Origin of the sequence: Flavobacterium sp. YJ01 (assembly GCF_029320955.1) — a bacterium.
GTDB lineage: Bacteria > Bacteroidota > Bacteroidia > Flavobacteriales > Flavobacteriaceae > Flavobacterium.
Genome location: NZ_CP119757.1, coordinates 4,073,070 through 4,090,981, shown reverse-complemented (window position 1 = coordinate 4,090,981; position 17,912 = coordinate 4,073,070). Strand labels below are relative to the sequence as shown.

Annotated in this window: 20 protein-coding genes; 13 read left to right on the top strand and 7 right to left on the bottom strand. The window is 33.0% G+C overall.

Features of this window, described 5'->3' with window-relative positions:
• Positions 1-62 precede the first annotated feature (62 nt).
• From trpC to P0R33_RS17990, 10 genes are all read left to right on the top strand, one after another.
• Positions 63-842: an indole-3-glycerol phosphate synthase TrpC gene (trpC, locus tag P0R33_RS18035; protein WP_276172551.1), complete on the top strand. Its 780-nt coding sequence runs from the start codon at positions 63-65 to the stop codon at positions 840-842.
• 193 nt (positions 843-1,035) lie between these two features.
• Positions 1,036-1,668 carry a phosphoribosylanthranilate isomerase gene (locus P0R33_RS18030; RefSeq protein WP_276172550.1) on the top strand — a complete coding sequence of 211 codons (633 nt, stop codon included), beginning with the start codon at positions 1,036-1,038 and terminating at the stop codon, positions 1,666-1,668.
• An 11-nt stretch (positions 1,669-1,679) separates the two neighbouring features.
• A complete protein-coding gene (trpB, locus tag P0R33_RS18025; RefSeq protein WP_276172549.1) occupies positions 1,680-2,861 on the top strand; it encodes a tryptophan synthase subunit beta in 1,182 nt (393 codons plus the stop codon).
• A gap of 71 nt (positions 2,862-2,932) precedes the next feature.
• Positions 2,933-3,253 carry a gamma-glutamylcyclotransferase family protein gene (locus P0R33_RS18020; protein ID WP_109194532.1) on the top strand — a complete coding sequence of 107 codons (321 nt, stop codon included), beginning with the start codon at positions 2,933-2,935 and terminating at the stop codon, positions 3,251-3,253.
• A 7-nt stretch (positions 3,254-3,260) separates the two neighbouring features.
• Complete coding sequence (locus tag P0R33_RS18015) at positions 3,261-3,998, top strand: carbon-nitrogen hydrolase family protein (RefSeq protein ID WP_276172548.1); 738 nt, start codon at positions 3,261-3,263, stop codon at positions 3,996-3,998.
• Positions 3,999-4,235: 237 nt separating this feature from the next.
• The gene (gene trpA / locus P0R33_RS18010; protein ID WP_276172547.1) at positions 4,236-4,997 is read left to right on the top strand and encodes a tryptophan synthase subunit alpha; all 762 of its coding nucleotides are present in this window, start codon (positions 4,236-4,238) and stop codon (positions 4,995-4,997) included.
• A 293-nt stretch (positions 4,998-5,290) separates the two neighbouring features.
• Positions 5,291-5,920, top strand: a complete 630-nt coding sequence (locus P0R33_RS18005; protein WP_276172546.1) for a TetR family transcriptional regulator — start codon at positions 5,291-5,293, stop codon at positions 5,918-5,920.
• Positions 5,910-7,232 (top strand): TolC family protein, encoded by a 1,323-nt coding sequence (locus tag P0R33_RS18000; RefSeq protein ID WP_276172545.1) that lies wholly within the window; start codon positions 5,910-5,912, stop codon positions 7,230-7,232. The genes P0R33_RS18005 and P0R33_RS18000 overlap by 11 nt, the downstream gene beginning before the upstream one ends.
• Before the next feature lie 12 nt (positions 7,233-7,244).
• Entirely contained in the window at positions 7,245-8,324 is a 1,080-nt protein-coding gene (locus P0R33_RS17995; protein WP_276172544.1) for an HlyD family secretion protein, read from the top strand.
• 4 nt (positions 8,325-8,328) lie between these two features.
• On the top strand, positions 8,329-9,915 hold the full coding sequence (locus tag P0R33_RS17990; protein WP_276172543.1) for an MDR family MFS transporter: 1,587 nt from the start codon (positions 8,329-8,331) through the stop codon (positions 9,913-9,915).
• Between the two features lie 185 nt (positions 9,916-10,100).
• Here the strand turns inward: P0R33_RS17990 and yaaA are convergent, their stop codons facing one another.
• Entirely contained in the window at positions 10,101-10,859 is a 759-nt protein-coding gene (gene yaaA / locus P0R33_RS17985) for a peroxide stress protein YaaA (RefSeq protein WP_276172542.1), read from the bottom strand.
• 401 nt (positions 10,860-11,260) lie between these two features.
• On the opposite strand from yaaA, the gene P0R33_RS17980 reads away from it, so the two are divergent.
• From P0R33_RS17980 to P0R33_RS17970, 3 genes are all read left to right on the top strand, one after another.
• On the top strand, positions 11,261-12,694 hold the full coding sequence (locus P0R33_RS17980; protein WP_276172541.1) for an HD domain-containing protein: 1,434 nt from the start codon (positions 11,261-11,263) through the stop codon (positions 12,692-12,694).
• Between the two features lie 15 nt (positions 12,695-12,709).
• Positions 12,710-13,735: a COX15/CtaA family protein gene (locus P0R33_RS17975; RefSeq protein ID WP_276172540.1), complete on the top strand. Its 1,026-nt coding sequence runs from the start codon at positions 12,710-12,712 to the stop codon at positions 13,733-13,735.
• A 127-nt stretch (positions 13,736-13,862) separates the two neighbouring features.
• Positions 13,863-14,384, top strand: a complete 522-nt coding sequence (locus tag P0R33_RS17970; RefSeq protein ID WP_276172539.1) for a hypothetical protein — start codon at positions 13,863-13,865, stop codon at positions 14,382-14,384.
• Here P0R33_RS17970 and P0R33_RS17965 read toward each other — a convergent pair whose 3' ends face one another.
• Genes P0R33_RS17965 through P0R33_RS17940 form a run of 6 tightly spaced genes read right to left on the bottom strand, consistent with a single transcriptional unit; the run spans position 14,385 to position 17,887 of the window.
• Complete coding sequence (locus tag P0R33_RS17965) at positions 14,385-15,149, bottom strand: LytTR family DNA-binding domain-containing protein (protein WP_276172538.1); 765 nt, start codon at positions 15,147-15,149, stop codon at positions 14,385-14,387. It abuts the gene before it with no gap.
• A 40-nt stretch (positions 15,150-15,189) separates the two neighbouring features.
• Positions 15,190-15,570, bottom strand: a complete 381-nt coding sequence (locus P0R33_RS17960) for a 2TM domain-containing protein (protein ID WP_276172537.1) — start codon at positions 15,568-15,570, stop codon at positions 15,190-15,192.
• A 20-nt stretch (positions 15,571-15,590) separates the two neighbouring features.
• The gene (locus P0R33_RS17955) at positions 15,591-15,896 is read right to left on the bottom strand and encodes a 2TM domain-containing protein (RefSeq protein WP_276172536.1); all 306 of its coding nucleotides are present in this window, start codon (positions 15,894-15,896) and stop codon (positions 15,591-15,593) included.
• A 2-nt stretch (positions 15,897-15,898) separates the two neighbouring features.
• The gene (locus tag P0R33_RS17950; RefSeq protein WP_276172535.1) at positions 15,899-16,228 is read right to left on the bottom strand and encodes a 2TM domain-containing protein; all 330 of its coding nucleotides are present in this window, start codon (positions 16,226-16,228) and stop codon (positions 15,899-15,901) included.
• A complete protein-coding gene (locus P0R33_RS17945; RefSeq protein WP_276172534.1) occupies positions 16,209-16,535 on the bottom strand; it encodes a 2TM domain-containing protein in 327 nt (108 codons plus the stop codon). Before P0R33_RS17945 ends, P0R33_RS17950 begins: the two co-directional genes overlap by 20 nt.
• Positions 16,535-17,887, bottom strand: coding sequence for a histidine kinase (locus tag P0R33_RS17940; protein ID WP_276172533.1), 1,353 nt, complete (start codon positions 17,885-17,887; stop codon positions 16,535-16,537). The genes P0R33_RS17945 and P0R33_RS17940 overlap by 1 nt, the downstream gene beginning before the upstream one ends.
• Between the last annotated feature and the right edge of the window lie 25 nt (positions 17,888-17,912).

Genomic DNA, 17,912 nt, shown 5'->3' with positions numbered 1-17,912 from the left:
AGGTTTAAAGTTTCAAGTTGTTGGAGCGAACCTGAAACTTGAAACTTGAAAACAACATAAAAATGAATATCCTAGATAAAATAATAATAGATAAAAAACGAGAAGTTATTTTGAAGAAATCCATTATTCCGGTTTCTCAATTGGAAGCTTCTGTATTTTTTGGAAAACAAACAATTTCTCTTAGCAAAAAATTGAAAGAAAGCAATTCTGGAATTATAGCAGAACACAAACGTCGTTCTCCTTCTAAATCAATTATCAACAATAATTTTACTGTTGAAGAAGTCGTAAAAGGCTATGAAAATGCTGGCGCTTGCGGAATCTCTGTTTTAACTGACGGAAAATATTTCGGTGGATCTTTAGACGATTTACTTTTGGCCAGAGCTTCAGTAAATATTCCGCTTTTGCGAAAAGAATTTATTGTTGATGAATATCAGATTTTGGAAGCAAAAGCACACGGAGCGGATTTAATTCTTTTAATCGCAGCAGTTTTAACTCGCGAAGAAATTAAATCATTATCTGAATTTGCGAAAAATTTAGGTTTAGAAGTTCTTTTGGAAGTCCACAATCAAGAAGAATTAGAAAAATCAATTATGCCAACTTTAGATATGATTGGCGTGAATAACAGAAATTTAAAAACATTCGAAGTAAGTTTAGATTTCAGTAAAGAATTGGCCCCAAAAATTCCGAATGATTTTGTAAAAGTTTCAGAAAGCGGCATTTCTTCAATTGAAGCCATTCAAGAATTAAAACCTTATGGCTACAAAGGTTTTTTAATTGGAGAAAACTTCATGAAAACTGACGACGCAGGGAAGGCAGCAACAGAATTCATTAGCAAACTATAATTTAAGTTTGCCACGACTCGAGCGATAGCGAACAGGCGAAGCAATTACACCAATTAACACGAATTTAATTAGTGGAGATTCGTGCAATTCGCGGCAAAAAACAAACACAAAGCTTTGCGAACTTTTTCGCATTTTAAACACAATACAAAACAAAAAACTTAGCGCACTTTGCGTTAAAAACACACACAACAAAATGAAACTTAAAATATGCGGTATGAAATATCCTGAAAACATTCTCGAAGTAGGTGCACTCCTACCCGATTATATGGGATTTATTTTCTGGAAAAAATCCGCGCGATATTTTAACGGAACTATTCCTGAACTTATAAAAACTGTCAAAAAAGTAGGCGTTTTTGTAAATCAAAGTCAGGAAGAAATTCTAGAAAAAGTAACAAATTATAATTTACAAGCCGTTCAGTTACATGGAAATGAATCCGTTGAATTTTTATCAGAGTTAAAAGAAAAATTACCTAAAAAAATTGAAATTATAAAAGTTTTTTCAGCCGATGAAAATTTCGATTTTGAAGTTATAAAACCTTTTGAAGAAGTCTCAGATTATTTTCTATTTGATACCAAAGGAAAACTGCCAGGCGGAAACGGAACAACTTTCGACTGGACAATATTAAAAAAATACAATTCTAAGAAACCCTTCTTTTTGAGCGGCGGAATCGGAATGAAGGAATTAAAAGCCATTGAAGAAATTTCAAAAACCAATTTGCCAATTTACGCTGTTGACGTAAATAGTAAATTTGAAATTGAACCGGGGCTAAAAAACAGAAATTTATTTAGCAATTTCAAGCGCAAATTTGATGTTGCCAACTTTTAAAATTTAAAAAAATGAGTTTTAACGTTAACGAAAAAGGATATTACGGAGAATTTGGCGGAGCTTTTATTCCAGAAATGTTATATCCGAATGTAGAAGAACTACGCCAGAAATATTTAAGCATTATGGACGAACCAGATTTTAAAGCTGAGTTCAACCAACTGCTTAAGGATTACGTTGGACGCCCAAGTCCATTGTATTTTGCAAAACGCTTATCTGAAAAATACAATACCAAAGTTTATCTAAAAAGAGAAGACTTAAATCACACAGGAGCGCACAAAGTAAATAATACAATCGGACAGATTTTATTAGCAAAACGTCTAGGCAAAAAAAGAATTATTGCCGAAACTGGAGCTGGTCAGCACGGTGTGGCAACAGCAACGGTTTGCGCTTTAATGGGAATCGAATGTATCGTTTATATGGGTGAAATCGACATTGCCCGCCAAGCACCAAACGTAGCGCGCATGAAAATGTTAGGCGCAGAAGTTCGTCCGGCACTTTCGGGTTCAAGAACTTTAAAAGACGCAACAAACGAAGCAATCCGTGATTGGATCAACAATCCAGTTGACACACATTATATTATCGGATCGGCAATTGGACCGCATCCTTATCCTGATATGGTAACGCGTTTTCAGAGTATTATTTCAGAAGAAATTAAATGGCAATTGAAAGAAAAAGAAGGTCGCGAAAACCCTGATTATGTAGTTGCTTGTATTGGTGGCGGAAGTAACGCGGCTGGAACTTATTACCACTTTCTTCACGAACCAGAAGTTGGAATTATTGCCGTGGAAGCAGCTGGAAAAGGTGTTGATAGCGGTCATAGCGCTGCTACAAGTAAATTAGGAAAAGTTGGTGTTATTCACGGCTGTAAAACACTTTTAATGCAAACCCCAGATGGACAAATTACAGAACCTTATTCTATTTCTGCGGGATTAGATTATCCAGGAGTTGGGCCTTTACACGCGCATTTAGCACAAAGCGGACGTGGCGAATTTTTCTCTGTAACGGATGATGATGCTATGAATGCTGGTCTTCAATTGACAAAACTAGAAGGAATTATTCCTGCAATTGAAAGTGCTCACGCTTTTGCAGTTTTAGATCAAAAGAAATTCAAACCTACAGATGTTGTGGTTATTAGCCTTTCTGGTCGTGGCGATAAAGATTTAGATAATTATATTGATTACTTTAAATTGTAATAAAAATTGTAATTTGCAGGTTGGTTTTTAAAAATTGCCAACGCTAACAAATAACGAGAAAAATCATAATTATGGAACTATTATTCTCATACGGAACACTAAGATCAAAGCAAATTCAGATGCAGATTTTTAATAAAGTTTTAGTGGGAACTCAAGATCAAATATTGGGTTACAAACTTAAAAGTTTGCAAATTGAAGAAGAATTTGGAATGGCAGATTATGTTGTTGCAGTCCCTAGCGAAAATCTGGAAGACATTATACACGGTGCTGTTTTTGAAGTGACTAATAACGAATTATTAAAAGTAGATCAGTTCGAATCTAATTCTTATAAAAGAGTTCAGGTAAAATTAAAATCTGGAAGAACGGCTTGGATTTATACGGAAAATAAATAATTGAAAAATGATTTTAGCGGCAGCGCAAACAAAACCAAAACGCGGAAATATTGCTTCCAATTTATTAGATCATTACAAACTTATTGAATTGGCAGCACAAAATGGCGCGCAATTAATAGCTTTTCCAGAAATGTCAATTACGGGTTATGAAAGAGAAAATGCTAGAGATTTGGCTTTCGCCGAAGATGATTACAGAATTGATCATCTGAAAGATTTGGCAACAGATTACAACATCACAATTATTGCTGGAGCTCCTATTTTAATTGAAGATCAATTGTTTATTGGCGAATTCATTATTGCTCCGAGCGATTCGGTTTCTATTTATACGAAACAGTTTTTGCATGAAGGAGAAGATCAATATTTTCAATCTTCATTTGATAATAATCCGATGATTGAGGTTGAAAATGAGAAAATTTCATTTGCGATTTGTGCTGATATTGATAATCCGAAACATCCAGAAAATGCTTCAGAGAATAACGCAGACATTTATATTGCGAGCATTTTCTTTTCGCCAAACGGAATTCCTAATGCCTATCGAGATTTACAGCAATATGCCCAAAAAAATAAAATGAATGTTTTAATGTCGAATTTCAGCGGCGAATCTTGGGGTTCTCCATCGGCTGGACAAAGTGCTTTTTGGAATAATAAAGGTGAATTAATTGGGCAAATGAATGATTCAGATTCCGGATTATTATTAGTTGAAAAACAAAATGATACTTGGACAAGTAAGCTTTTAAATTTTTAAAAAATAATGCTACAGATTCACATATTTGCATAGATTTTTTTCACGCAGATTTCGCAGATTAGAGCAGATTTAATTAAAAAATCTGCATGAATCAGCTTAAATCAATTTAAATCTGCGTGAAATAAAATTCAAATAATAATCAGTGAAAATCCTTTTAATCTGTGGCAAAACAAACTAACATACCTACAAGTTTTTATCCCGAAGTTTCGGGACTTGCAGGAGAAAAACACACTAAAAATGAACAGAATAACTCAAAAATTACAAGAAGATAAAAAGATCCTTTCGATCTATTTTTCTGCTGGATATCCGAATTTAAACGATACGGTGCAGATTATTCAGGATTTGGAAAAAAACGGCGTTGATTTAATCGAAATCGGACTTCCTTTTAGCGATCCTTTGGCAGACGGACCAACGATTCAGGCAAGTTCTACAACGGCTCTTCATAACGGAATGACAACTCAAATTCTTTTTGACCAACTGAAAAACATCCGCGAAAGCGTAAAAATTCCGTTGATTATTATGGGATATTTTAATCCGATGTTGCAATATGGTGTTGAAGCTTTCTGTAAAAAATGTGCAGAAATTGGAATTGACGGTTTAATTATTCCAGATCTTCCAGTTGATGTTTATGCAGATGAATACAAAGCGATTTTCGAAAAATACGGATTAATAAATGTGTTTTTGATTACACCACAAACTTCAGACGAAAGAATTCGTTTTATTGACAGCGTTTCAAACGGATTTATTTATATGGTAAGTTCTGCAAGCGTTACAGGATCTCAATCTGGATTTGGCAATACTCAGGAAACCTATTTTGAAAGAATTGCTGAAATGAATTTGAAAAATCCTCAAATCGTTGGTTTCGGAATTTCGAATAAAGAAACTTTCAATCAGGCTACAAAATATGCAAAAGGCGCAATTATTGGAAGTGCTTTTATTAAGCATTTGAGCGAAAGTGGAAGTGGGAAAATTGAGGAATTTGTTGGAGAGATTCGATAATTAAATCTTATATAAACTTTTAATAAACGCTTAGTTTGTCATTCCGAGGAACGAGGAATCTTCGTAAGAAATTCCACAATCGAAAGCCTCAATCTTTGTAGAGCTACTTACGAAGATTCCTCGTTCCTCGGAATTACAAGATTGTGAATAAAGCTGAAACACCATCTATGTTTCAGCTTTTTTTTGCTCAAAATTATCGAAACCGTTTTATGTTAATATTGTGTTAAAATAAAATTAAACAAGTGTTTAAATTAAACAAGTGTTTAATTTTGCATCCGATTAGAAACAATACCATGTCACAGATTGAATTGAACGACAAAAAAATTCAGATTCTTAACGTTGCTGAAAAGCTGTTTTCTGAGAAAGGATTTGAGGGAACATCGATACGGGACATTTCCAAAGAGGCAAAAATTAATATTGCCATGGTTTCGTATTATTTTGGTTCGAAAGAAAGACTTTTGGAAGCTTTGATTTTTCACAAAACTGTTGATTTAAAACTACAACTCGAAAATTTATTACAAGAAAATCTTGAACCTCTTGAAAAAGTCAATAAATTAATCGAAATTTACATTAACAGAATTTGCCTTAACAAAGGGATTTACAGAGTTTTACATTTTGAACTTTACAATAAAAAGCGAGAGAAAAGCCTTCAAGCATTTACTGAACTTAAAAAGGGAAATTTAAAATCGGTTGAAAGCATTATCAAGCAAGGTCAAGCTGAGGGAGTTTTTAGAAAAGATATTAATATCCAACTCATTACACCAACAATTATTGGAACCTTTTTTCACTTTCACATGAACCGCTCATTCTTCGAAGAATTACTGGGTTTAAAAACAGAAGAAATGTTTAACAATTACATTAACAACGATCTAAAAAAGCACATTCAACAAACTATAAAAGCGCTACTTGTTTATGAAAATTAGTCAATTAATGCTCTTTGGGGTTTTCTTTATTGGAATATCTTCAATAGAAGCACAAGAAAAAACAAGTTTAACTTTAGATGAAGCCGTAAAAATGGCTTGGGAAAAGAGTAACGAAGTTACGCTTGCCAACACTAAGGTAAACACAAAAAAACACGAGTTAACAGCCGTAAAAAACAATCAATATCCTGATCTTAAAATTTCTGGACAATATCAGCGACTAACAAAAGCTTCGATTGATATGCACAACGAAGGGGAAAGTGCTGCTACTTTAGCTTCTCCGGATCGCGCAATGTTAGGAATGGCAAATTTAAGTTTACCAATTTTTGCTGGATTTAAAATTCAAAGCAGTATCGATGCTTATGATAATTTGTATGAAGCTGAAACTGCAAATGCTGCAAAAACAAAAGAAGATGTAGCTTTACGAGTAATTACTTATTATACTGCATTATACAAAGCGCAAAAAACTTTAGATGTTCTAAATGAAAATCAAAAAAGTGCTAAACAGCGTGTAACAGATTTTATAGAATTGGAGAAAAACGGAATTATTCCGAGAAACGATTTGTTGAAAGCGCAATTGTTAGTTTCAAAAACGCAATTATCTATTGATGAAGCAACTAACAATTTAAACAATATCAATTTCTATTTGACGACTTTATTGAAATTAGCTCCTGAAACAAAACTTCAGGTTAATGAGGATGATTTCTTTAATTTGAAGACAAATAATGCTCCAACAACAGATGCATTAGCATTAGAAAGCAGAAAAGATTTGGAAGCAATTCGTTTACAATCTAAAGCTTCTGAAGCCAATGTTAAGATTGCAAAAGCAGGTTATTATCCAACTCTTTCATTACTTGGAGGTTACACAGCGTTAGATCTTAAAGATATCATTACTGTAAAATATGCTATGAATTTTGGTTTAGGTTTATCTTATGATTTATCAGGAATTATAAAAAATAGCGCACACGTAAAAGAAGCTGAAAGTAGAGCACTTGAAGTAAAAAATACAGAAGCTATCATGACAGACCGCATTAAAGTTGAAGTTCAGAAATCTCTTGAAGATTATGACTTAGCAATTAATCAAAGTGTGGTTTATGAAGAAGCGCTTCAACAAGCTGCTGAAAACTACAGACTTGTTAAAGACAAATTCGATAATGGATTGGCAGATACCAACGACTTGGTTGAAGCAGATGTTGAGCAATTAAGCGCTAAAATAAATACTGCGGTTGCAAAAGCATCAATCATTCAAAAATATTACGAATTACTTTCAGTATCAGGACAATTATCACAATCATTCAATCTTTCTAAAATATAATCGATAGCTCTCATGGAAAAGAAAAAGACAAATAAAAAATTCATCATCATATTAACCGTTATGGTTTTATTGGGAGGAACTTACGGAATCTCAAAATATTTACATTCACAAGCTCACGAAGAAACGGATGATGCTCAGATTGAGAAAAGAATGAATCCGATTATCCCGAGAGTTTCTGGATATATCAGCAAAGTTTATGTGAAAGATAATGATTATGTAAAAAAAGGAGATACTTTATTTACTATCGATAAGAGAGATTATCAATTAAAAATCGATGAAGCTAATGCTGCATTATTGGGAGCTGAAGGTCAATTTGAAGCTGCAAAAGCAGATATTGGAAGTGCTTATGCAAGTATTTCGGTTTCTGATGCTCAAATGAGATCTGCAAGTGGTTCTATCGAAAGTGCTAAGATTAGATTGAGACAGCTTACAAACGATTATAACCGTTACAACAACTTGTACAAAACTCATACAATTACAAAACAACAATATGAGCAAGCTTTGACAGCAAAAGAAGAAGCTGAAAACCAAGTACGCGTTTTAGAACAACAACAAAAAGCTACTTCTTACCAAAAATCTGTTATTCAATCAAAATCTAAAGTTTCTGATAAACAAACAGAAGTTGCTGCCGCAAACATCAAAAAAGCAAAAACAATGTTAGATGTTGCGCATTTAAATCTTTCTTACACAGTTGTTACCGCTGCAATTGATGGTCAGGTTTCTAAAGTTGATATTCAGCCAGGACAATTGGTTCAACCAGGACAATCTTTATTTTATATCATCAATAATAATGAAGCTTGGGTTGTAGCAAACTTTAAAGAAACACAATTGAATAAAATGGTGATTGGACAAAAAGTAAGCTTAAAAGTTGATGCTTATCCAAACTACGAATTTAAAGGAACTGTAACATCATTTTCACCAGCAACAGGGTCTCGTTTTTCATTATTACCTCCTGACAATGCAACAGGAAACTTCGTAAAAACAATTCAGAGATTACCAGTAAAAATTAGTTTAGATCAATCTAACGATCCTGAAAAAGTAAAACTTTTGAGACCAGGAATGAATGTTGATGTAGATGTACATTTAAAATAAATAAATGGCAGCAGCAGTACAAGATGACGATTTAGTAGAATACGGTTACCGTCGAGTGATCATTACAATTACAGCTGTACTTTGTGCATTGCTGGAAATTGTTGATACCACGATTGTAAACGTAGCGCTAACTGACATGCGCGGAAGTCTTGGTGCTACCTTGACCGATGTAGCATGGGTTATTACAGCATACGCAATTGCGAATGTTATTGTAATTCCGATGACGAGCTGGCTATCGCAACAATTTGGACGACGTAATTACTTTGTGGCTTCGATCATAATATTTACAGTCTGCTCCTTTTTGTGCGGAAATGCCACAAATATATGGGAACTTGTAGCCTTCAGATTCGTACAAGGTATGGGTGGTGGAGCGTTACTTGTAACAGCCCAAACGATTATTACAGAAAGTTACCCTGTAGCAAAACGTGGAATGGCGCAAGCTATTTACGGAATGGGTGTAATTGTTGGTCCAACTCTTGGTCCGCCTTTGGGAGGATATTTAGTAGACAATTATTCTTGGCCTTATATTTTCTATATCAATATTCCGTTGGGAATTATTGCCACTATTTTGGCTTTAACATTTGTTAGAAGTCCGAAATATGGAGAGAAATTAAAAGCAAATCAGGTTGACTGGTGGGGAATTATTTTGTTGAGCGCCTTTATTGGTTCTTTACAATTTGTATTAGAGCACGGCCAACAAGACGATTGGTTTAATGATTCTTTAATTGTTACCTTAAGCGTTGTAACTGTTCTTGGTTTAGTATTGTTTATCTGGAGAGAACTTACTTATAAACATCCAATTGTAAACCTAAGTGTCTTAAAAGACGGAAATTTAAGAATCGGAACTATTATGTGTTTCATTCTTGGATTTGGATTGTACGGTTCAACGTTAATTATTCCGATTTATACACAGTCTATTTTAGGATGGACCGCAACTGATGCCGGATTATTATTAATTCCTGGATCTATTACAACGGCTATTATGATGCCTTTTGTGGGTAATATGATTCAGAAAGGTGTTCCGCAAGGTTATATGGTTGGAGTTGGATTTTTAGTTTTCTTCTTCTTTACTTTTATGATGTACAGCCGTATGACACCAGATACTGGAGTCGAGCATATGTACTGGCCATTAATCTTAAGAGGAATTGGTTTAGGATTGCTTTTCGTTCCGATTACAACGCTTTCTCTTTCTACATTGAAAGGAAAACAAATTGGTGAAGGAGCGGCATTTACTGGAATGATGCGTCAATTAGGCGGATCTTTTGGTATTGCGATTATTACAACATTTATAACTCGTTTCAGCCAATCTCACAGAGTAGATTTAATTAATAATTTAGATCCTGCCAAATTTGAAGTACAGCAACGTGTTACTGGAATGCAGCACGCTTTTATGGCAAAAGGATACAGTGCTGATGTTGCTCTTAAAAAAGCTTACCAAGCTATAGAATACTCTATAATGAAACAAAGTACTGTAATGGCTTATATGGATATTTTCCTTTATTTAGGAATTATGTTTTTATGTTGCATACCGATTATTCTCTTTATCAAAAAAGGGAAGAACAAAATTAATGCAGCCGACGCAATGCATTAATAATAATAAGTTTATAATACGCAGAAACGCCGAATTCTAAATTGAATTCGGCGTTTATTTTTTTTTTGACATTCACAAAATCTACAGGGATTAAAATCCCTGCCTACAATATGTTCCGAGCCTTCGGCTCTCTAATAAAAAATCTTAGAATCTTAGCATCTTAGCAACTCAGAACCTTAAAAAAACTATCTCGTAAAAACCAAATGATTTGCTTTTGAAAGATTGGCATCAAACTGATATCCTTCATAATTAAAACCTTTTAAATCATCAATCGTTTCTGCATTCGTATCAATAATATAACGAACCATCATTCCCCTCGCCTTTTTGGCAAAGAAACTAATCATTTTTAATTTTCCGTCTTTGTAATCTTTGAAATCTGGAGTAATTACAGGAACTTTCAACCCTTTTACATCAACCGCAGAAAAATATTCGTTACTCGCTAAATTCACGAATAATTCATCTTTTTTCAATTCTTTATTTAAAGCTTTGGTTACTGGTGGTTTCCAAAACTCATGTAAATTTTTAGATTCGCCAACAGGCATTTTTGTTCCCATTTCTAAACGGTATGCCTGCATTAAATCTAGGGGTTTCAAAAGTCCGTAAAGACCAGATAAGATTCTTAATTTATCTTGAAGAACATCTAATTTTTCTAGTGGAATTGTATAAGCATCCAAACCCGTGTAAACATCACCGTCGAAAGTATAAATCGCTGGACGTGCATTTTCTGGTGTAAAAGGTGTTTTCCAATCTTGATTTCTTTTCCAGTTTAAATCGGCTAATTTGTCTGATATTGACATTAGTTCTGATAATTCAGATGGCTTTTTTTGTTTTACTACTTTATGAACTACTCTCGCTTCTTTTAGAAATGAAGGTTCTGTATACTGAGATGTTGGTAATTCTTTTTCAAAATTCAAAGACTTCGCTGGCGATATAACTATTTTCATTTGTGCTTTTTTCTATGATTCAAAAATACAAATTGAATTTCTAAAAAAAGATTATCGCAATTGATTTGTTCTATTGTTGTATTTTTCTTGCCACGAATTTCACGAATTTCCACTAATTTTCTTTTTATAGCCACAGATTACAGGATTAAAATGATTAAAAAAATCTGTGTAAATCTTTTTAATCTGTGGCAAAAAAAATCTCTACAAAAAAATAAATTCGTGAAAATTCGTGAAATTCATAGCAACCCTTTCTCAATTCATAAAAATCAATGCTACAAAATGTGAAATTGTTCAAAAAAGTCAGCTCTAGATTATAAAAGGCATTTTCTATGTTGTAAATTTGCATGCATTTTATTTCTATTAAAATCTGAAATGCTTTTTATTAAAAAATTAGTGAATTCGTGGCGATACAAACAAACTATAAAACTGCTTTACAAAACAAAATCTTCGATATTATTTCGAAAGCTTCTCAAGAATTAAATGTTGACTCTTACGTGATAGGAGGATTTGTTCGTGACTTGCTTTTAAATCGAGGTTCTAAAAAAGATATTGATGTAGTTGCTGTTGGAAGTGGCATCGAATTGGCGCTTAAAGTTTCTGATTTACTTCCGAATAAACCAAAAGTTCAGGTTTTTAAAACTTACGGAACAGCAATGCTTCGTTTTGAAGATACCGATATCGAATTTGTTGGTGCCAGAAAAGAATCTTATACTCGTGACAGCCGAAATCCAGTTGTAGAAAACGGAACTTTGCAAGATGATCAAAATCGTCGTGATTTTACCATTAATGCTTTGGCTTTATCATTAAACCAAAGTAATTTCGGAGATCTTCTAGATCCTTTTGATGGATTAACTGATTTAGAAAATAAAACTATAAAAACACCTTTAGATCCAGATATCACGTATTCTGATGATCCTTTGCGAATGCTTCGCGCGATTCGTTTTGCAACGCAATTGAATTTTGAAATCGAAGAAAATTCATTGAATGCTATCACAAAAAATGCCGAAAGAATCAAAATTATTTCTGGCGAAAGAATTGTAGACGAATTGAATAAAATTCTTTCTACTCCAAAACCTTCAACGGGATTTTTACTTTTATACAAAACGGGACTTTTAGACTTAATCTTACCTGAATTAACAGCGTTGAATCAAGTAGAAGAAATTGAAGGTCATACGCATAAAAACAATTTTTATCACACACTTGAAGTTGTTGATAATATTTGCCCAAATACAGACGATGTTTGGTTGCGATGGGCGGCATTATTGCATGATATTGGAAAAGCACCAACAAAACGTTTCACTAAAAAACAAGGCTGGACTTTTCATGGACATGAATTCCTCGGCGGAAAAATGGCTAAGAAAATCTTCGAACGTTTACACATGCCTTTAAACCACAAAATGAAATTTGTGCAAAAAATGGTTATTATGAGTTCGCGTCCGATTGTTTTGGCGCAAGATATTGTAACTGACAGTGCAGTTCGCCGTTTGGTTTTTGATGCTGGCGAAGATGTTGAAGATTTAATGACTTTGTGTGAAGCTGATATCACGACTAAAAATCCAGCGAAATTCAAGAAATACCATAAAAACTTTGAAGTTGTTCGCAAGAAAATTGTCGAAGTAGAAGAACGCGATCAAGTACGTAATTTTCAACCCCCAATTTCGGGTGAAGAAATTATGGAAATCTTCAATCTAAAACCTTCACGCGAAATTGGTGTTTTGAAAGAGGCCGTAAAAGAAGCTATTTTAGAAGGTGTGATTCCAAATGAATATCAAGCTGCTTACGATTTTGTGATTAAAAGAGCTGAGAAATTAGGCTTAAAAAAAGTTGAGAAATAAGTATTATTTAATAAAATGAAAAAAGAGAATAAATCAGTAATCATTTGGTTACTATCAGGTTGTGTTTTATTATTTTTAATGGTTGTTGTAGGCGGAATTACCCGTTTAACCAATTCAGGTTTATCAATGACCGACTGGCATTTGGTAACGGATACATTTCCACCTTTAACAGAAGCCAAATGGCAAGCTGCTTTTGACGAATATAAAAAATTTCCAGAGTATCAAAAAATCAATATTCACAACGATTTTCAGCTTTCAGATTATAAATTTATTTATTTCTGGGAATGGTTTCACCGTTTTATCGGCCGTATTATTGGATTAGTTTTCTTTGTGCCATTTGTGTACTTTTTAGCAAAAAAGAAATTAGACACTCCAACAATCAAAAAATGTGTAGTTCTTTTGGCAATGGGCGGTTTCCAAGGATTTTTGGGATGGTTTATGGTTCGTAGCGGATTAATTGATAATCCAGATGTGAGTCATTTTAGACTTTCGCTTCACTTAACTTTTGCTTTCATTACGTTCGCCTACACGCTTTGGGTTGCGCTCGATTTAATTTATCCAGAAAGAAATATCAACAAAATATTACCTCTTAGAAAAATTGCTCGTTACGCTTTAGTTGCTTTACTAATTCAGATTATTTATGGCGGTTTTGTTGCTGGGTTAAATGCAGGATTAATTCACAATCATTGGCCATTAATGAGCGACGGAGAATTTATTCACGAATCGGTTTTTATTGAACAATCTTCTTTAATAAAAAATTTAATTGAAGGAAAAAGCGGTGTTCAATTTGTGCATAGAACTTTTGCTTATGTTGTCGTAGCAATTATTCTTTTTCTTTTCTTTAAAAGCAAAAAATATACGCTTACAAGAACTCAATCAAACGGAATCAATACTTTAGTTGTTTTTGTTTTTATCCAATTCTTACTTGGAGTTTTTACTTTATTGTATAGCGTTCCTTTGGCTTTAGGATTAATTCACCAAATTATGGCATTTTTCCTTTTGAGCGCCATGACATTTACATTGCATAGATTGAGTAAATAAAAAAAATCTAATATAAGAGAGCTTCAATATGAGGCTCTTTTTTTTACACAAACACAAGATAATTCTTGCAAAAAATCAGAAAAACACCTTATCTTGCATCATTAATGATTAACTAAATAATTATTGCATGAAAAAATTATTCGTTGTTTTAACTGTATTTTTTAGTTGTTTTATTTCTGGACAAACAAAAGGCAATCCATTAGTTATTTTAGATTCTAAAAATATTGGCTATATGGATCAGGCAGAAAATACTTTGAAACATATCAATCAGAATGATATGTTGCTGTTTTTTTATAAAGGAAATGCGGAAGAAATTGAACAAAAATTCGGCTCTAAATCAGGAGTTCTTATCTATGTTACCAAAAAATATATTCTTGATACTTTCTATAAAAATAATATAGAACATTCATCGTTAAAAACGATAATTCCAACAATTGAATCTTTATCTAAAATTGGTATTATAGGAAGTAGGGCAGAATTTAAAGATTTGCCTTATGCTGAACTTGTGAGATACATAAAAACCACTCCAAATACTGACGATGCGCTGAAAATTTCATCAATAGCTTTTGTAGAACCCTCTGTTGCAATACAATTGAATCCTGACTGGAAATTTGGAGCTATAGAAATTATGTCTACTATGGACAGATAATTATCCTAGCCAAGTCTTAAAATCTTGTACTTTTTCACGACTCACAATTACCTCATCTTCTTTATAAGTTGGAAGAATCATTTTAAGTCGAGAATTAGTATAAACCTGAATTTCTTTAATCGCTTTTAACGGCACAATAAATTTTCTGCTTACGCGAAAGAAATCCTTTTTGTCCAATTCTTGCTCCAAAATTTCTAAAGTCGAATCAATCAAATAATCGCGATTGTCGTATGTGTGAATGTATGTTCCTTTATTTTCACTAAAAAAACATTCAATTTCTTCAGTTGTAATGACTTTTAGATGCTGACCAATTTTTACCGTAAATCTTTTTTTATATTCCTTTTCAAATGGATTTGAAAGCATTTGGCGAATCTGTTCAAAATCTAATTGCAGGTTTGAAGTTTCTGCTGTTTTCGGAATTCGCGTTTTATATTTAGAAACCGCAGTTTCCAAATCATCCTCATCAATTGGCTTTAGTAAATAATCTATACTGTTTAGCTTAAAAGCCTTTAAAGCATATTCATCATACGCTGTTGTAAAGATTATAGCGCTTTTGATATCGATCTTTTCAAAAATTTCAAAAGACAAACCGTCAGATAGTTGAATATCCAGAAAAATTAAATCTGGATGCGGATTATTTTCAAACCATTGAACTGATTCTTCAACCGAATGAAGCATCGTTTCTACAGTTACATCTAACTTTTCAAGTTTTCTCTGCAACAATCTTGCTGCCGGTTTTTCGTCTTCTATAATTAATGTAATCATCTATTATACTATGAAATTTGAAAAATATATTTGGTCAAAGTTACTCCCATTTATTTTTATTTGTAGCGTCTCTATCCATATATTTTTGGATTTTCTTTTGCTCCCAGTCTGAGTTAAAGAACCATTCAGAAGCAAAAACAGATAATCCGTGCGCTACTAAACCAATTCCCCAAAAGAATGCTGTCGAATAAGTATGCCATTCAGATAAACCGCTAAAATCGATTCCGCTTCCTAAATGATTTCTACTTAAACTTGATACAATAATAATCATATTTACAATTACATAAACCTTCAAATGGGAATAAAATCCTTTTATTTTTTTTACTTTTTGATAAGCTGCATTGTAACTCTCATCGTTAGTATATTCTCCAGAATGCTGTTTTGTATATTCTTCGTACATTTCTCTTCTAAAACGTCCCATAACTATATTTTTTTAATAAATTATTGCCACTTGTTTTTATTCTCTTTTTCTTTCTCCATAAATTCCTGAATTTTTCTTTCTTCCCAATCTTTACCCATTCCAGGAAAAACTTCAAAAACTTTCAATCCGTGAAAGATTACGCCAACTCCCCACCACAAAAGTGGCCAGAAAAACCATAAATATTGCGGCGATGTATATAAATTAATAAAGATTAAAATCGCATTTACTAATATATAAGAAACCAGATTTCCATAAAATCCTTTAATATTTTCGACTTTCTTTTTAGCCGCAATATATCTTTCCTCTTCGCTTAAATTCCTTTCCATGACTATTCCCATTTTTGTTTTTTATATTTTTTTTCTAAGATGCTTTTCAATTTGCGTTGTTCCCATTGTGTGCCAAAAATTTTATAAGACGCAAACATATCAATAGCAGAACCAAGTATTACCGCCGACCAAATAATCATAACCACCCAATTGATGTATTTTATTGGAAAAAAATGAAGTGGCAAATTGGTATATTCTTTTAGAAGAAATACAATCATCGAGATTACATAAACGAATAAATGATTGTAAAAAGACTTCAGCTGTGTCACTTTTTTGCTGGCCATTTCCTTCAAAATAGTTTGTTCCTGATCGTTACTCAAATTTGTTTCCATGATTACTTTCAAGTCTACGTTTATTTTCTTTTTCTAAAAGTTCTTGGATTTTTTTATCCTCCCATTTTCTATTAAAAAATGGTGGATATTCAAAAGCTTTCAATCCGTGTAAGATTATTGCAATTCCCCATCCCATTACCGACCAAATCCACCAGAGATATCCTGGAGAAACCATGTAGTTGACAACAATTACAATTGGGTTGCACAACACATATACGGTAAGATGTTCATAAAACTCTCTTATTTCTTTTACTTTTTTCTGAGCATCATAATAACGGTCCGCTTCAGTAAAATCTTTATCAGTCATTATTTCCACGTTTTTTGTTTATTATCTCTTTCTAAAATTTCTCTTATTTTACGTTCTTCCCAGTCTGAACTGTATCCAAAAACTTTAAAAGCATGCATGGCTACTCCAAAACCCCATCCTAAAGCAGAGAACCAAAACCATTGAAATCCTGGTGAAAATTTTAAGTTAATAAAAACTAAAAAAGGAATCACACAACAGTATGCAATAATATTTCCGTAAAAACCTTTTAGTTCTTCTACTCTTTTTTTGGCTCTATAATATGCTTTTGCTTCATCTGTATATTCTGCACTCATTTCCATAACTGTAATTTGTTTGGTTAAAATTGGAATCCTAACCGTGAAATTCTTTTCGTCTTGATCAATTTTCACTCTTCGGTCGGTTACAATTCCGTATCGATTTACAATATTCTGCAATCCAACACCTTGTCTGTCTTGCAAAACTTCTTTTTTCTGAAGATCATTTTGAATCGCCAGATAATCTCCATCAATGAATATTCTAATATGCAATGGTTTTTGTTCGCTTACAATATTATGCTTTACTGTATTTTCTAATAAAAGCTGTAAAGAAAGCGGAACCACTTTTGCCTCTGGATTGCTATTTTCTGTTGGCAATTCGTAAAACAAACTATTTTCGAAACGCATTTTCAGCAAATTCATGTAAGTTTTTGCGAATGATAATTCGTCTTCAACAGAAACCAATTCTTTATCTTTTTGTTCTAAAACATATCTGTAAATTTTAGATAAAGAAGTAGTAAAACGCTGCGCATTATCTGGATTTTCTTCGATCAAAGAACTTAAAACATTTAAACTATTAAATAAAAAATGCGGATCGATCTGGTTTTTTAAACTTTCGAATTTTGCGCTGGCAGTTCCTGCGATAATTTTTTGCTGGGTGATTTCAACTTTTGAAGCTTTTTTCCATTTTACCATGAAACTTCTGGCTTGCAAAAAAGTCGAAACTCCTAAAGATAAAATGATATAAAAAAGATGTATCCAGATCATTCTTGCCCCGAAAAACACCTCTAAACTTACATCTTGCAATACCACAAAAATGAAATAGTTTATGGCTAAAACTACGGGAACTGTATACAAAACGGTTACCAGAATTCCGTAATAAACTCTAAGATTTGTTTGTTCTAGCCAATCCCATTTTTTATCTAAAAGCACATTCAGAAAGCCGTTTCCAAAACCCAATCCGAAAGAATATAGACAGCTTATAAAAAAGGTCAAGAGAACATTTCTAACATTTAAATCATCTCCTAAAGAAGCTGAAAATATTACGGCAAAGATCATAGAAATCTTGAAACAGACTATTGTTCCACTTTTCAGATCGGTAAATGTTCTTTCTTTCATTATAATATCTGCTTATATTAATTTA

Coding starts and splice junctions, on each gene's coding strand:
- P0R33_RS17960 (WP_276172537.1), bottom strand. CDS start 15,570: ATGGGACGTTTTAGAAGAGAAATGTACGAAGAATATACAAAACAGCAT.
- P0R33_RS17965 (WP_276172538.1), bottom strand. CDS start 15,149: ATGATTACATTAATTATAGAAGACGAAAAACCGGCAGCAAGATTGTTG.
- P0R33_RS18030 (WP_276172550.1), top strand. CDS start 1,036: ATGAAACTTAAAATATGCGGTATGAAATATCCTGAAAACATTCTCGAA.
- P0R33_RS17975 (WP_276172540.1), top strand. CDS start 12,710: ATGAAAAAAGAGAATAAATCAGTAATCATTTGGTTACTATCAGGTTGT.
- P0R33_RS17995 (WP_276172544.1), top strand. CDS start 7,245: ATGGAAAAGAAAAAGACAAATAAAAAATTCATCATCATATTAACCGTT.
- P0R33_RS17955 (WP_276172536.1), bottom strand. CDS start 15,896: ATGGAAAGGAATTTAAGCGAAGAGGAAAGATATATTGCGGCTAAAAAG.
- P0R33_RS18020 (WP_109194532.1), top strand. CDS start 2,933: ATGGAACTATTATTCTCATACGGAACACTAAGATCAAAGCAAATTCAG.
- P0R33_RS17970 (WP_276172539.1), top strand. CDS start 13,863: ATGAAAAAATTATTCGTTGTTTTAACTGTATTTTTTAGTTGTTTTATT.
- P0R33_RS17950 (WP_276172535.1), bottom strand. CDS start 16,228: ATGGAAACAAATTTGAGTAACGATCAGGAACAAACTATTTTGAAGGAA.
- P0R33_RS17940 (WP_276172533.1), bottom strand. CDS start 17,887: ATGAAAGAAAGAACATTTACCGATCTGAAAAGTGGAACAATAGTCTGT.
- trpB (WP_276172549.1), top strand. CDS start 1,680: ATGAGTTTTAACGTTAACGAAAAAGGATATTACGGAGAATTTGGCGGA.
- trpC (WP_276172551.1), top strand. CDS start 63: ATGAATATCCTAGATAAAATAATAATAGATAAAAAACGAGAAGTTATT.
- P0R33_RS18015 (WP_276172548.1), top strand. CDS start 3,261: ATGATTTTAGCGGCAGCGCAAACAAAACCAAAACGCGGAAATATTGCT.
- P0R33_RS17945 (WP_276172534.1), bottom strand. CDS start 16,535: ATGACTGATAAAGATTTTACTGAAGCGGACCGTTATTATGATGCTCAG.
- P0R33_RS18005 (WP_276172546.1), top strand. CDS start 5,291: ATGTCACAGATTGAATTGAACGACAAAAAAATTCAGATTCTTAACGTT.
- trpA (WP_276172547.1), top strand. CDS start 4,236: ATGAACAGAATAACTCAAAAATTACAAGAAGATAAAAAGATCCTTTCG.
- yaaA (WP_276172542.1), bottom strand. CDS start 10,859: ATGAAAATAGTTATATCGCCAGCGAAGTCTTTGAATTTTGAAAAAGAA.
- P0R33_RS17990 (WP_276172543.1), top strand. CDS start 8,329: ATGGCAGCAGCAGTACAAGATGACGATTTAGTAGAATACGGTTACCGT.
- P0R33_RS18000 (WP_276172545.1), top strand. CDS start 5,910: ATGAAAATTAGTCAATTAATGCTCTTTGGGGTTTTCTTTATTGGAATA.